Annotated in this window: 7 protein-coding genes; all 7 read right to left on the reverse strand. The window is 74.9% G+C overall.

Annotated elements, in window-relative coordinates; translation table 11 throughout:
• Positions 1–9: 9 nt before the first annotated feature.
• The 7 genes from OKX07_RS11825 to OKX07_RS11855 all read right to left on the reverse strand — a co-directional run bounded on the left by OKX07_RS11825 (position 10) and on the right by OKX07_RS11855 (position 14,011).
• A complete protein-coding gene (locus OKX07_RS11825; RefSeq protein ID WP_265628272.1) occupies positions 10–1,158 on the reverse strand; it encodes a DUF58 domain-containing protein in 1,149 nt (382 codons plus the stop codon).
• Positions 1,159–1,161: 3 nt separating this feature from the next.
• Complete coding sequence (locus OKX07_RS11830) at positions 1,162–2,118, reverse strand: AAA family ATPase (protein ID WP_265628273.1); 957 nt, start codon at positions 2,116–2,118, stop codon at positions 1,162–1,164.
• A 52-nt stretch (positions 2,119–2,170) separates the two neighbouring features.
• Complete coding sequence (locus OKX07_RS11835; RefSeq protein WP_265631910.1) at positions 2,171–8,359, reverse strand: Ig-like domain-containing protein; 6,189 nt, start codon at positions 8,357–8,359, stop codon at positions 2,171–2,173.
• A complete protein-coding gene (locus OKX07_RS11840; protein WP_265628274.1) occupies positions 8,359–9,861 on the reverse strand; it encodes a serine/threonine-protein kinase in 1,503 nt (500 codons plus the stop codon). The genes OKX07_RS11835 and OKX07_RS11840 overlap by 1 nt, the downstream gene beginning before the upstream one ends.
• Positions 9,858–11,444, reverse strand: a complete 1,587-nt coding sequence (locus OKX07_RS11845; RefSeq protein WP_265628275.1) for an FHA domain-containing protein — start codon at positions 11,442–11,444, stop codon at positions 9,858–9,860. The genes OKX07_RS11840 and OKX07_RS11845 overlap by 4 nt, the downstream gene beginning before the upstream one ends.
• Complete coding sequence (locus OKX07_RS11850) at positions 11,441–12,331, reverse strand: PP2C family protein-serine/threonine phosphatase (protein ID WP_265628276.1); 891 nt, start codon at positions 12,329–12,331, stop codon at positions 11,441–11,443. The genes OKX07_RS11845 and OKX07_RS11850 overlap by 4 nt, the downstream gene beginning before the upstream one ends.
• 90 nt (positions 12,332–12,421) lie before the next feature.
• Positions 12,422–14,011, reverse strand: coding sequence for an alpha/beta hydrolase family protein (locus OKX07_RS11855; RefSeq protein ID WP_322746776.1), 1,590 nt, complete (start codon positions 14,009–14,011; stop codon positions 12,422–12,424).
• Between the last annotated feature and the right edge of the window lie 3 nt (positions 14,012–14,014).

The following is a 14,014-nucleotide window of genomic DNA, read 5'->3' on the forward strand; positions in this document are numbered from 1 at the left end:
CCGCGGCGCTCATCCGACCACCCGGCGCAGCGCCCGCGGCAGGTCCGCGAGGCTCCCGACGGTCGCGAGCGTCAGCGCGCCCTGCGTGCGGACCGCGACGTCCTGGTCGAGCGCGCAGCGGATCACGACCGCGCGCGTGCCGGTGGGCAGCGCGCGGGCCCCGAGCCGCAGGTCCGCGTCCGACGGGGCCCCGCCGGTCACGAGGAACGCGACGGACGCGTCCGGCGTCTCGCGCACGACACGGCGCCCCAGCAGCACGACCCCGGCGCCCGCGGGCGACCAGGACAGCCGCGCGCAGTCGTCGAGCAGCAGCGGGGGCGTCCCGGTGCGCAGCCGGCCCGCACCCGCGAGGACCTCGACGTCCCGCTCGTCCCGGATCGCCTGCACGGCGACCGACGCGGCGACCGAGACGGCCAGCTCGAGCTCGTCGGGGTGGGCGTAGTCGCCGACGGCGGTCGCGAGCGCGATCGAGGTGAGGGTGCGGCGCGTGTCCTCGAACTGCTTGACCATGAGCTTCCCGCGGCGTGCCGTGGTGCGCCAGTGGATGTAGCGGCGGTCGTCGCCGGCCACGTAGTCACGCAGCGCGTGGAAGTTCAGGTCGGAGTCGGACAGGTCGCGCGTCGCCTGACCCTCGAGGTCACGCAGCAGCCCCGCGTTGGCGCCGCCCAGCGCGACGACCTCGGGGTGGACGAACAGCTCGGCCGGCTCGGTCCACCGCAGGCGGCGCTGCAGCAGGCCCAGCGGGTCGCCGCGGCGGGAGACCACGGGTCCCACGACGATCACGGCGCGCCGGTGCGTGGGCACCGCGAACAGGTCGTCGTGGCCGCCGCCCGGCGGCAGGCTCGGCACGGAGAGCTCCACGACGCGGTCCCCCACCGGCAGGTCGACCTGCGACGGGAGCGACCGGCGCCGGGCCGCGTTGTGCACGTCGACACGCCCGACGGCGCGCTGCCCGATGCGCACGCGGTGGTCCGCCAGGTCGAGCACGACGCGGTAGCGCGTGCGCCCCACGGTCATGAGGAGCGACACGACGACCACACCGAGCAGCGCCACACCCAGCGCGGCGAGCTCGCCCCAGCCGAGCAGGCGTCCCGCCACGAGGGCGACGAGCGCCAGGACGGCGACCCCCCACCCGAGGGGCGCGACGCGCAGACCCATGGCTCAGCCCTGCCGCAGGGCAGGCGGCGTGACCTGCCCCAGCACGCGCGCGACGACCTCGGTCGCGGTCACCCCGGCGAACTCGGCCTCCGAGTCCAGCATGATGCGGTGCGCGAGCACCGACTGCGCGAGCGCCTTGATGTCGTCGGGCAGGACGTAGTCGCGGCCGTCGGACGCTGCGCGCACCTTGGCGCACCGCACCAGTGCGAGCCCGCCGCGGATGCTGGCCCCGAGCGACGTCTGGGCGTCGTCGCGCGTCGCCTCGAGCAGGCGCGCGACGTAGTCGAGCACCGCGTCGTCGACGTGCACGGTCAGCGCGAGGTCCGACATCGTGCCGACCGCCTGCGTCGTGATGCGGGGGCGCAGCGCGGTCGTGCGGTCCTTCGCACCGGCGAGGATCTCGACCGACGACGCCCGGTCCGGGTAGCCGAGCGACGTCTTGAGCAGGAACCGGTCGAGCTGGGCCTCGGGCAGCCGGTAAGTGCCGGCCTGCTCGATGGGGTTCTGCGTGGCGATCACCATGAACGGCCGCCCCACGGGGTGGGTCACGCCGTCGACGGTGACGTTCGCCTCCTCCATGACCTCGAGCAGCGCCGCCTGCGTCTTGGGCGACGCGCGGTTGATCTCGTCCGCCAGCACGACGGACGCGAAGATCGGCCCCGGGTGGAACTCGAACCGCTGCGACGACTGGTCGTAGATCGTCACGCCGGTCACGTCGGAGGGCAGCAGGTCCGGCGTGAACTGGATGCGGTGGTGCGAGCCCTGCACGGTCGCCGAGATCGCCTTGGCCAGCGACGTCTTGCCGGTGCCGGGGGCGTCCTCCAGCAGCACGTGCCCGTCGGCCAGCATCGCCGTCAGCACGAGACGGATGGTCTCGTCCTTGCCGAGGAGCGCCTGCCCCACGTTGGCCACGAGCGCGTCGAAGGTCTCGGCGAACCAGGTGGTCTGCTCGGGGGTCATCTGCGGGGGCTCCAGTCCAGGGGGTGGGTCGGTCGGCGGGGCGCGGGGGGCGTCATCCGTCGCCTCCGGGCGCGGGCGGGTCCGGTGGCTCGGGGTCCGGTGCCGTGGGGACGGTATAGGTCGCCTCCGCAGACCAACCACCGTCGCCGACCGAGTTCGTGGCACGGACCGAGACGGCGACCGTGTCCCCTGCGGCAAGCCCGAGCTCACCGATCGACCGCTCATCCTGCGTCGCGGACGCATCGCGGTCCCACTCGCGGACACGCTCACCCCCGCCCGCGGCGACGACGCGCCAGCGCACGCGATAGCCCGAGATCGCGACACCGCCGTCCGCCGGAGGGGACCACGTGGCTGTGAGCAAGCTCGGCGCGGCTGCGTCATCTGCGATGAGCCCAGGGGTGGTCGGGGTTCCGGGTGCGTTGCCCCAGCGACCGATGCTCGCGCTGGCCGACCCGGTCCCACCGGTCAGTTCCTGACCCCCCACCGACGTCGTGGCACGGACCTCGACGGAGACGGACGAGCCGAGCGGGCTGAAGTTCCACCCGCTGACGTCCACCGTGGCCTCGGTCTGGTCGGTCGACCGCTCGATCTCGCCGCCGGGGCCCCTGACGACGAAGTGATAGGTGACGGCGGACGTCGAACCTGCCACGACGCCGTTCCAGCGGATCCGGAGCGTCGACGGCCTGTTGGCGGTGCCTGTCGTGGCCACCTCCGGCGGAGAGACCGAGGGCTGGCCTGGTGGGACGGATGGCGTCGCGGTCCCGGCACCGCTCGCCGCACCCTCTCCCTGCGCATTCCGCGCTGTCACGGTGAAGGAGTAGTCCTTTCCGCCCGTCAGGCCGCCCACCAGCGTGGACGTACCAGACCCTGCGTCAAGCGTTCGGTCCTCGCCCGCCGCGATCACGCGCACGACGTACTGCTGGACGGCTGACCCGTTGGGGTCCGCCGGAGCCCACGCGAGCCGGACCGACCCCTGCCCGATCTGGGGTGTCGCGGTCGGCGTACCCGGCGCACCCGGGAGTCCGTAGGTGGCGGCGGTCGTGGTGGCGACCTCACCGCTACCGGCCTTGTTGTACGCCCGGAGCCCGAACGTGTACTCGACCCCGTTGGCCGCCCCCGTGAACGGGTAGGAGCGCGCGTCCGCGCCCAGCGAGAACGTGCCGGCTCCGGCGCCACCGCTGATCACGAGCTGGTAGCCCTGGATGGCGTCGCCGTTGGACACGGTGTCTCCCCAGCGGACGGTGATCTGCCCCCCGAGCGCAGTGTTCTCCCGGGTTGCGGACAGGTCGCGTGGCGCACCAGGGGCCGCCGCAGGGATCTCCGTCGCCGACCACGCGCTCCACCCGCTCGGCTCCGGCGCCTTGTTGTGCGCGCGGACCCGCACCGAGTACGCGACACCGTTGCGCAGCCGGTCGAACGTGTACGACGTGGACGTGGTGGTCCGGCTGGCTGCGCCCGACTCGGGCGACGGGCTGATCTCGACGGTGTAGCTCGTCACGGGCGAGCCGTTCGAGACCGGCGCCGCCCACGAGGCCGTGACCGCCTGGTCGCCGAACACCAGCCGCGGCGACCCGGGGATGTCCGGCACCGCGTCGGGGCGTGCGGGCGCGGACGCCGGCGACTCCGCGGACCACCCGACGCGGTTGCGGGCCGCGACGGTGAACGTGTACTCGACGTCGTTGGTCAGGCCGTCGATCGTGCACGTCGTGCTCACGCAGGTCCGGGCGATGCCTCCGGGGGCGGTCACCCGGTACTCGATGATCGGCTCGCCCTGGTTGTCCGGCGCGGTCCACGACAGCACGACCGTGCGGTCGCGGATCTCGCCGATGCGCGGCGGCGCCGGTGCGAGCGGCACGCCGCTCACGCGGACCGTGACGCGCCCCTCGACCTCGCGGCCCGGGTCGCCGGTCACGTCGCGCACGCGGTACCGCACGACCATCTGGCCGATGAAGGTGGCGCTCGGACGCACGGAGACCGTGCCCGACGTCGCGCCGGCCGTGCCCGCGCCGGCGGTCTCGACGACCGCGCCGACGACCGTGAGAGGTCCCTGGTCGGGGAACGGGTTGAACGAGCCCTCCAGCACGTCGACCGTCGTCTCCCGGCCCTGCGCGCCGTCGTCCACGGTGAAGTTCTGGACGGTCGCGGTGCGACGCGTGCTGGCGATGACGCGCAGGTCGACGCCGACGTCCATGACGCCGGTGCGACCGTAGGTCAGCTGCAGCTCGAGCCGCCCGGTCGTGCCCTTGGGGGTGGTCGCGTCCGCAGAGACCAGCAGGTCGGTGCCCTCGAGCACGGCCGCGAACCCGGCCGGGACCCCGGACACCGACCGGAATCCGTAGCGGTCGGCTGCGGTCGCCTCACCGTCGGCCTGCTCGGGACCGCGCGTCAGCGCGAGCAGGTCGACGCGCGTGGTGGCCGCCGCTCCCGCCTCGACCTCGACCGTCGGGGCGTCGAACGTCGGCGGGTAGTCGTCGACGGCGTAGACCGTGATCTGGAGCGTGAGCAGGGCGGTCCGCGCGGACGCGTCGGACGCACCCGTCGCGTCGGTGACGGGCACCGTGATCGACGCGGGCCCTGCGTAGCCCGCGGCCGACGTGAAGACGATCGTGCCCGCGTCGCGGACCAGCTCGGAGCCGTCGGAGCGCGCCGCGGTGACCTGGGTGGGGTCCGCGATGCTCGGCTCGCGGCCCGGGGCGACCTGCACGTGCTCGGCGAGCGGGATCACCAGCTGCTCACCGCTCGCGACCCGCAGCTCGGGGGCCCGCGGACGCAGCTGCGGCGGGAAGAACCCGAGCGCCGGGACCGTGATGAACGCGTACGCGTTCGCCGACGGCTCGGTGCTGTTGACCAGGCGGTACGGCACCGTCTGCGAGTAGTCGACGAGCGTCACGACGACGTCGCCGTCCTCCGTTACCCGCGCGACGTCCGCATGGGACGCCGGGACCGACACGACGAGGTCCGACAGCGGCCCGGACGGGTTCTGCGCCACGGCCAGCACGTCGACCGAGACCTCGGTCTTGCCGAGCGTGTCGATCGCGGGGACCAGCACGTCCCGGGCGATCGGGGGCTCGACGGGCGCGTCGTCCGTCACCGTCACCGTCAGCACGCCGTAGTCGCGGCCGCCGCCGTCGTTCGTCACGAGGTACTGGATCTGCACCACGCCCGGGGACGTCGGCGCCGTGACGGCGATGCGCCGACCCTGGATCGCCGCCTCGACGCCCTCGGGCACCTCGATCGAGTCGAGCGCGAGCTCGCGGCCCGTGGAGTCGATGTCGTTGGCCAGGACGCGCACCTCGACGCGCTGCCCCGGCCGCAGGGTCACGGCGTCGTCGACCGCGACCACGCCCGAGGCGCCCGACGGGCGCGGCGCGATGCCGACCCGGACGGTCGCCACGGCCCGCTGGCCCACCCAGTCCTCGACCGCGTACGTGAACGTGTCGGTGCCGCGCGAGCCGGGGAACGCCTCGTACTCGATCCAGTCCGCGCCGACCTCGGTGACCCGCCCGAGGGTTGCCGCCGACGCCTGACCGAGCAGCGTCACGCCGTCGCCGTCGTCGTCGATCCCGACGAGCGGCACCGGGATGCGCACGGTGTCGCCCTCGAACACGCGCGCCTCGATGTCCTGCGGCCGCGGTGGGGACTTGGTGGCCGGGTCCGACTCGTGCACGCGCACGGTGACCGTGGCGGCCGTGACGTTGCCGGCGGTGTCCTCGACCGCGAACGTCGCGCGCGCCGTCAGGGCGCGGTCGGGCGCCTGGTACCGCAGCACGTCGCCGGACACGAACAGCAGGCCGTCGCCCCCGGCCAACGGCTCCGGCAGGTCCCGCAGCACGGTGAGCTGGTCGCCGTCCGGGTCCGACGCGCCGGCGAGCACGGGGATCGTCACGACGCCGCCCGCGCGGACCGTCGCCTCGACGTTGGGCACGACCGGCGGCTGGGACGACGCGGACGGCGGGACGGGCTGCACGACGATCTCGCCGAACGCCGACGCCGAGCCGTTCGACACCTCGTACGCCAGGACGACCGGCCCGTCGGGCGTGCGGTCGGCGCGGATCTGCACGTACCGGTGCTCGATCACCGCGACCTGCAGCCCGGAGTCCTCGGGCGTGGTCACGGACTGCAGCACGAGCACGTTGTTGGCGGGGTCCTCGTCGTTCGCGAGCGGGTCGATCGTCACCTCGCCGCCCGCGGGCAGCAGCGCGAGGTCGCGGACGGCCACCGGCGGCTGCGCCTGCTCGGGCCACTCGCGCACGTCGATCCGCGCGATGCCGGTCGCCTGCTGCGGCGCGGCCGTCACGACGAACTCCACGTAGTAGGGGCCGGCGCGGGGTGCCTTGAACGCGAACGTGCCGGCCGTCAGGTCGGGCACGATCGTCGCGCCGACGACGTCGGACACCGCTGCCAGGCGCGGCGGCTCGGTCGACGCCGAGCGGACGGCGTCGAGCGGACGCACGACGACCTCCTGGCCGACGTAGGTCACGGCGTGCACCGGGTCGATCTGGGGCGGCACCGACCCGGCGGCGCGCACGTCGACGACGACCTCGCCGTCCACGACGTTCGTGCCGTCGGACACCTGCACCTGCACGGTCGTGCGTCCCAGACCCCCGCCGTCCGCGGTGAACGTCAGCACGCCGTCCTGGCGGAAGCGCGCGGTCCCGGCCGACGGGTCCGCGGTCGCCCCGACCAGCAGCAGGTCGTCGCCGTCGGCGTCCTGGAAGTCGGCGAGCACGCCGTGGACGAGCTGCCCGCCGGTCTCGACCGTCAGCGAGGACGTGCGCACCTGCACGGGCGCGGCGTCGCCGTCGCTCACCGTGAGCCGCACGGTCGCCGTCGAGGGCGCGTTGACCCCCCGGCCGTCGGTCACGGTGTACTGGAGCTGCGCGGTGCCGGTCGCGCCGGCGAGCACGTGCACCTGCAGCGCCCGGCCCCCGCGGACCTGCTCGACCGTGCCGAAGTCCGCGGGCAGCGCGTCGACCTGGGAGATCACGAGGATCCCGCAGTCGGACGACGAGTCGTTGTCGATCACGGGCAGCACGCGCGTCCGGCCGGCGCGCACGCCGAACTCGTCGTCGACGGCGACGGGCGGCGAGCTCTGCTCGCTGCACTCCGTGACGGGCTCCTGCGTGACCTCGCCGCTCTCGGAGTCCTCCTCGGACTCGTCCGGGTCCTCCTCGGGCACGATGTCGTCCCAGTTGGGGACGCGGACCGCGGTGTCCTCCTGCGGCAGCCACACCCGCCCACCTGCGGTCTCGTTGAGCACGACCAGGCCGCGGTTCACGCGGAACTCCAGTCGGTCGGACGCGGTCATGCCCTCGAGGTCGTCCACCTGCGCGTCCGCGCCGTCGCACAGCTGCAGCGACGAGCCGATCGCCGACGACCACGCCGCGTACGCGCACTCCCCCACGCGCACCGGTCTTGCCGGGGTTCCCGAGCCGGTCGTGTCGTGCCGGCGCGGCGTGCCGCCGTCGAGCGGCACCTCCCACACCGCCGAGCGACCCGACACCAGCACGGTGCTCGCCGCGGGGCCGGGCTGCTGCAGCACCAGGTCGGTGTCGTCGACCGTCACCTCGCCGGCGAGCGTGCTGACGGTGCTCCCGGACAGCACCACGAGCTCGTCGCCCACCGCGGTCACGGCGTCCACGTCGACGGGGCCGAGGGTGCCCGCCGACTGCGGCGCGACGGGCTGCGTCGCGGGCACGAACGTCACCGCGCCGTCCTCGGGCGCGACCGCCAGCACCGCGCCGCTGCGTGCGACGACTGCCGCGCCGCCCTCGCCGAGCTGCAGGTCAGGGGCGCCGTCGTCCAGGTCGAGCAGGTCCAGCTCGGACATCTGACGCACCCACGTGTCGCCCGCACCGTCGACCACGGCGACGCGCCCGGCCGCCATCGACACCTTCGCGCCGGGCGTCGCCACCTGGGTGGTCGTCGCGACCGTCGCGGGGTCGACCACGGCGATCGTCCCGGGCTCGACGAGCAGCACCCAGCCCTCGTCCTGCTGCACGTCGAAGTCGCTGCTCGTGGTCACCACGCCGCCGTCGAGCTCCTCGACCGGCACGTTGTAGCGGCCCAGGCTCAGCTGGTTGGTCGCGGTGAGCCACACGCCGCCGTCGTTGAGGTCGACGCGCGCGAGCGGGAACCCGCGGTCCACCAGGGCGAGCGTCAGCACGATCGCCGGCACGGTGACCACGGCCGCGACCGTCGTCAGCGGTCGCCGGCGCCACGTCCGCGGGTCCCACCGCATCACGGCGCGCACCCCTGCGCCGGCCGCGCCGACGCGCTGCGGTCCGCCCGCACGATGGACACCTGGACGCACACCTCACCCGTCGCCTGGTCGGCGGGGACCGTGACGCGCTCGGTGTCGACGACCTCGAGCGTCGGCTCGCCGGTCGCGGCCAGCACACCCCAGAGATACTGGTCCCCGTCCTGGGGCTCGGGATTCTGCCACGTGAAGGTGACGGAGCCGTCCGCGGCGCGCACGCCGGCGAGCGAGTGGGGCGCCGGGACGGGCGCGGCCGCGGGGCCCGTCTGGGGCGCGGCCAGGTCGTCGGTCGGCGCGATGGGCCCGACGGGGTCGGCGCCGCCGAGGGTCGCGACGAGCACTCCGACCACGGCGGCGACCACCACGAGCCCCGCGACGGCCGCGACCACCCGCGCACCGCGTCGCGGCGGCGGCCCGTCGGGCACCCCGACGTGCGCCGTCGGGGCGGTCACCGGCGGTGCGACGAGCGTCGGGCGGCCCACCACGACCGAGCGGGCGCGGGTCGCGTCCTCGTCGTCGAGCCCGGTGACCTGGAGCGGGCCCGGCAGCGCGATGCCGCGCAGCCGGGTCGCGTCGTCGTCCCCGTCGAGCGGGGCCTCGAACGGGGACGTCGGCTCGTCGATGAGGTCGAGCGGCGTCACGGGCAGCCGCAGCCCGGCCTCGACCTCCTGCAGCGCCCGCGCGACCGCCATCGCCGAGGAGTAGCGGCGCGACGGGTGCTTGGCCATCGCACGGTCGAGGACGGCCTGCAGCTGCGGCGGCATGTCCTCGCGACCCACGGGCGGCAGCGGGGACCGCTCGATCCGGGCCACGAGCTGCTGGGCGCTGTTGTTGCCGCCCGGGAGCTCGAACGGCGTGCGACCCGCCAGCAGCGAGTAGACGGTCGCGGCGAGCGCGTACACGTCCGACCGCTCGTCGCTCGAGGGGTGCTCCGCGAGCATCTCCGGCGGCGACCACGGGATCGACATGCCCATCGTCTGCGCCGCCGGGCCGGTCGTCGCGGCGATCCCGAAGTCGGTCAGCGCGGGCCACCCGAAGTCCGTGGTCAGGACGTTCGCGGGCTTGATGTCGCGGTGCAGGATGCCGGCGCGGTGCGCGGTCTCGACCGCGGACGCGAGCCGCACGCCGATGCGCAGGACCTCCGGGACCGGCATGCGCTCCGCGCGGTACCGCTCGGCCAGGCCCGCGCGCGAGCAGTACTCCATGACGAGGAACGGCCGACCGTCAGCGGCGATGGCGGCGTGGTGGATCGTGACGATCGACGGGTGGTGCGACAGCTGGGCCATGAGGTTGGCCTCGGTCTGGAACCGCTCGCGCACGTCGTCGTCGAGGCTGCCCGCGAGCAGCACCTTGACCGCGACGTCGCGACGCGGCAGGTGCTGGCGGTACAGGAAGACGTCCGCGAAGCCGCCCAGGCCGAGCACGCGCACGTACTCGTACCCGGGCAGGTCCGGCGGCGCGGACGCCTCACGACGAGCAGTCACGCGCTGCGCTCCACGGTGAACGTGACGCCGTCACCGAGGTCCACCACCTCGTCCGTGCCCACCACGCTCGGCTCGCCGGGGTGCAGGCGACGCACGCCCTCGCCGGGGCGCGACACGTGCACGCCGTTCGTGGAGTCCAGGTCCGTGACGACGACGTGCTCGCCCTCCGTGCGGACCTCGGCATGCGTGCGGGAGATGTCCTGGTTGGGGCTCGGCACGGTCACGAGCCGCGGCAGCTCGCGGTTCGTCACCCGGGCGACCTGCGGCGCGCGGCCGAGCAGCACCGCGCGGTCGAGGGCCACGACCAGCCCCGTCGACAGCACGAGCCGGGCCGGCAGCGGCGCGGCCTCGGGCGTCGGGAACGGCCCGGGCACGGCGTCCTGCGACCACGCGGGCAGCCGGTCGCGCAGGCGCGCGAGGTCGCTCGACAGGATCGTCATGCCGTCGTGGTCGTCGGGCTCCGGCTCCTCGAGCACGGGGTGCGCCTGCGGCTCGACCGTCGCGACGAGCGAGGGCGGCGCGGCCGGCGCGGGGGTGTCGACGGCCGGGACCGCGACGGCGACCGGGACGTCGCCCGCCGGCGTCACGAGCGGCCACCACGGGATGTCGGGCGCGGGCTCCGGGTCGAGCTCGGGCTCGTGGGCTGCCACGGGCTCCGCCTCCGGGGCGGGCCACACCGGGGAGTACACGACGGGCTCGAGCTCCGCCACGAGCTCGGGCTCGGGCTCGTGGACCGGCTCAGGCTCGGCGACGAGCTCGGGCTCGGCGACGAGCTCGGACTGGGCGACGGGCTCGGGCTGGGCGTGCTCGAGCTCGGCGGCGGGCTCGGGCGCGACGACGTGCTCGAGCTCGTCTGCCGGCACCTGCCACGCGACCGGTTCGAGAGCCGCGACCGCGTCGAGCTCCTCCGCCTGCTCGGGCGACGCGACCGGCTCGAGCTCGTCGGGCCACACCGGCCCGGGCAGCGCGGTCGGCTCGACGCCCTCCGGCTCGGCGTCCGCCACGACCACGTCCGGCGTGAGCCCGGTGCCGGCGGGCAGTCCGTCACCCGGCTCGGACCCGACCGGCTCGTCGACGTGCGCGGGCGCCGGCACGACGGGCTGCTCGTGCGTCGCGGTGTCGGGCACCGCGTCCACGTCGGCGACGGCACCGGTGCGCAGGCCGCCGGCCCGCACCACGCCACCGACCAGGGGCCACCATGTCGCGTCCGGCACGTCGTCGACGACGACCTCGAAGCCCTGCACGCCCAGCGCGCGGTGCTCGGTCCAGACCGCGCCGTCACCGGCCGCGATCTCCTGCACGCCGTCGGCACCGTGCAGGCGCATCCGGACCGGCCCGCGGAGCACGGCGTGCACCGACCCGTCCGCGTCCGTGCGGACGACCGCGAACCTCGGCAGCGCCGCGAAACCGTCCGCCGCGACGACGCCGAGCGCACCCAGCACGTCACCGTCGCGGCGCGCCACCTGCCACAGGCCGTCGACGAGGCGCCACGGCGCGTCCGGCTCGACCAGCGCGAGGAACCCGTCACCCGCGACCGCGGTCCACGGCCCGTCCTGGTACTCGTGGTGGGCACGCTCGGTCATGCGAGGTCCTCCTGGGCGTCGTGCGGCGACGGAGCCGCCGGCGGGGTCGTGGACGTGTCGGCGGTGGGCGTGGACGACCGGGGCAGCGTCGCACCGTTGAGCATCTCGTCCCACAGGTGCGGCCCGAGGTCGGGCGCGGATCGCGGCGCGGTCGCGTGGCTCTGGTCCGGCGCGGTGGCCGTCGCGACGTCGACGACGACGGCGCTGACGTTGTCGCGCCCACCGCGTTCCAGGGCGTCCTGCACGAGGCGCGCGGCGGCCTCCTGCGGGTCGTCGACCGCGGCGAGCACGCGGGTGATGTCGTCGTCGCCGAGCTCGCGCGTCAGGCCGTCCGTGCAGATCAGCAGCCGGTCGTCGACGCCGGCGGGGAGCAGCCAGTAGTCCGGCTCGGGGGGCTCGCCGGTGCCGAGCGCGCGGGTCAGCACGTGCCGCTCGGGGTGGCGTCGGGCGTCGCCGAGGCTCAGGTCGCCGGCCTCGATGAGCTCCTGTACGACCGAGTGGTCCACGCTCACCTGGGACAGCGCGCCCTCGGACCAGCGGTAGACGCGCGAGTCGCCCACGTTGAACACGAGCCAGTACCACCCGCCGTCGTGCTCCGTGACGGCGACGCCCGCAACCGTCGTGCCGCCCTGACGACCGCGTGTGAACTCCGAGCGGATCCGCGAGGACGTGCGCGAGAAGCAGGCGTGCACGTCGTCGGAGGTCGCCGACGGCTGACCCGCCAGCTGCGCGAACTCCTCGACCGCGATGCGGCTCGCGAGATCCCCCGCGTCGTGCCCTCCCATGCCGTCGGCCACCAGGAACACCGGGGGGTACGCGAGGAGCGCGTCCTCGTTCACCTCACGGACGCGTCCGCGGTCCGTCGCCGAACCCCACGACGTGCGCACTCCACCACCCCGTCCCGACCTGTGTCGTCATCGGCGCACATGCTGCCTCACGTTGAGGCGAAGGTTCACGTGCGTCCGTCCAGTTCACCCTCAGATGCCCAGCTGGAACACACCCCAGTAGGCCAGCACCACGAGCAGCACGGCCGATCCTGCGAGCACGCACCACATCGCGAAGAACCGGGCGACGCCCGGTCCGACGGCCTCGTCGTCCTGCTGGGCGTCGTGCGCGCGGCGCGCCAGCAGCACCACGGCGAGCACGGCCGCGGTGCCCAGCAGGCGCACCCCGACCCAGCCGCCCTGCACGACCCACGCGTTGCGCTCGTAGTCCACCGCCAGCCGCGCGACGGACACCACGTACCAGACCAGCGCGGCCGCGGTCGCGACGGTCGCGCCGCCCACGAGCGCGAGGCGGCCCGCGACCCCGCGCGCGTACCGCGGCGGCGGCGGCGCGTCGTCCTCGACGGTGCGACGGGCCGTCACGCCCTGCACGACGCGCGTCGTCCCCACCGTGAGGGACGCGACCAGCAGGAGCGCCAGCGCGCCGATCACCAGCCCGAGCAGCACGCTGCCGTCGCGCAGCCAGCCCGGCTGCGGCACGGGTCCGGCGAGGTAGGTCTGCTCGGGCTGCGCACCCGCCACCCGCGGCGCGGCGTCGGCCGTGTCCGGCAGGCCCTGCACCCAGCCCGCCAGGTCCTCCAGGAAGGCGGGGAGCACCTCCCCGTCCACCCGCATGCCGTGGTTCGCACCGTCGTAGTACCGCACCGTCACGTCGTGGTTGCCGGTCACCGCGACGTCCGTGAGGATCTGCTGCGCCCCCTGCACGACCGGCATCGACGCGTCCCCCGTGCCGTACACGACGAGCACGGGCTGCCTGACCTGCTGCTGCCACGGCTGCACGTCGAAGTCGGCGTACTCGAACCCGCCGCCGGGCATCGACATGCCGACGGCCCGCGGGATCGCCCGGAACATCGCCTGCGGCACCCCGGTGTTGCGCAGGTACGCGTCGACGGCGAAGGCGGCCTGCTGCCGCGGCGGCACCACCGGCGAGGAGACCAGGACCAGGGCGTCGAGCCTCGGGTCCTGCGCGGCCATGACCGGGGCGATCCAGCCGCCCTCGCTCTCGGCGTACACGACGACGCGGTCGGGGTCGACCTCCGGCCGGTCGCGCAGCAGGTCCACGGAACGCAGGTAGTCGTCGGCCATCGCGACGTAGTCGCGGTGGCGCGTGGTGTACGTGTCGAGGCGCTTGTCCGGCACCATCGCGACGACGCCGGCGGCGGCCAGCGCCTGGGCCTGGGCGGTGAACGCCTGGGCGAACCTGCCGGTGCCGGCGCCGTGCACGAAGAGGACCGCGGGTGCGGGCTCCGTCACGTCGACGGGCAGGCTGAGGCGCGCGCGCACGCTGGCTCCGTCGAGCGGCACGGTCACCTCGACGGTCCGCACGTCGTGGACGGCGAGCGGCGGCGCGTCGCCGATCGCGGTGCTGGTCGACCCGATCTCGATCTCGTCCGCGAGCGGGACGGGGTCCCAGCGCGGTCCCATCACCGCGCCGATCACGGCGAGCAGGACGACGCCGAGCGCGACCCCGGCGACCAGGCCGTAGGCCGACGCCGAGCGTCCCGACCGGCCGCCGCGCCCGGTCAGGCGCGTCACCCGGCGCCACGCGCCGGACGCCGTCACCGC

It is taken from the genome of Cellulomonas sp. S1-8 (assembly GCF_026184235.1).
In the GTDB taxonomy this organism is placed as follows: domain Bacteria; phylum Actinomycetota; class Actinomycetes; order Actinomycetales; family Cellulomonadaceae; genus Cellulomonas.

Bases quoted from the DNA above. Each gene is read 5' to 3' on its own strand.
- OKX07_RS11825 (WP_265628272.1), bottom strand. From the start codon at position 1,158: ATGGGTCTGCGCGTCGCGCCCCTCGGGTGGGGGGTCGCCGTCCTGGCG.
- OKX07_RS11830 (WP_265628273.1), bottom strand. From the start codon at position 2,118: ATGACCCCCGAGCAGACCACCTGGTTCGCCGAGACCTTCGACGCGCTC.
- OKX07_RS11835 (WP_265631910.1), bottom strand. From the start codon at position 8,359: ATGCGGTGGGACCCGCGGACGTGGCGCCGGCGACCGCTGACGACGGTC.
- OKX07_RS11845 (WP_265628275.1), bottom strand. From the start codon at position 11,444: ATGACCGAGCGTGCCCACCACGAGTACCAGGACGGGCCGTGGACCGCG.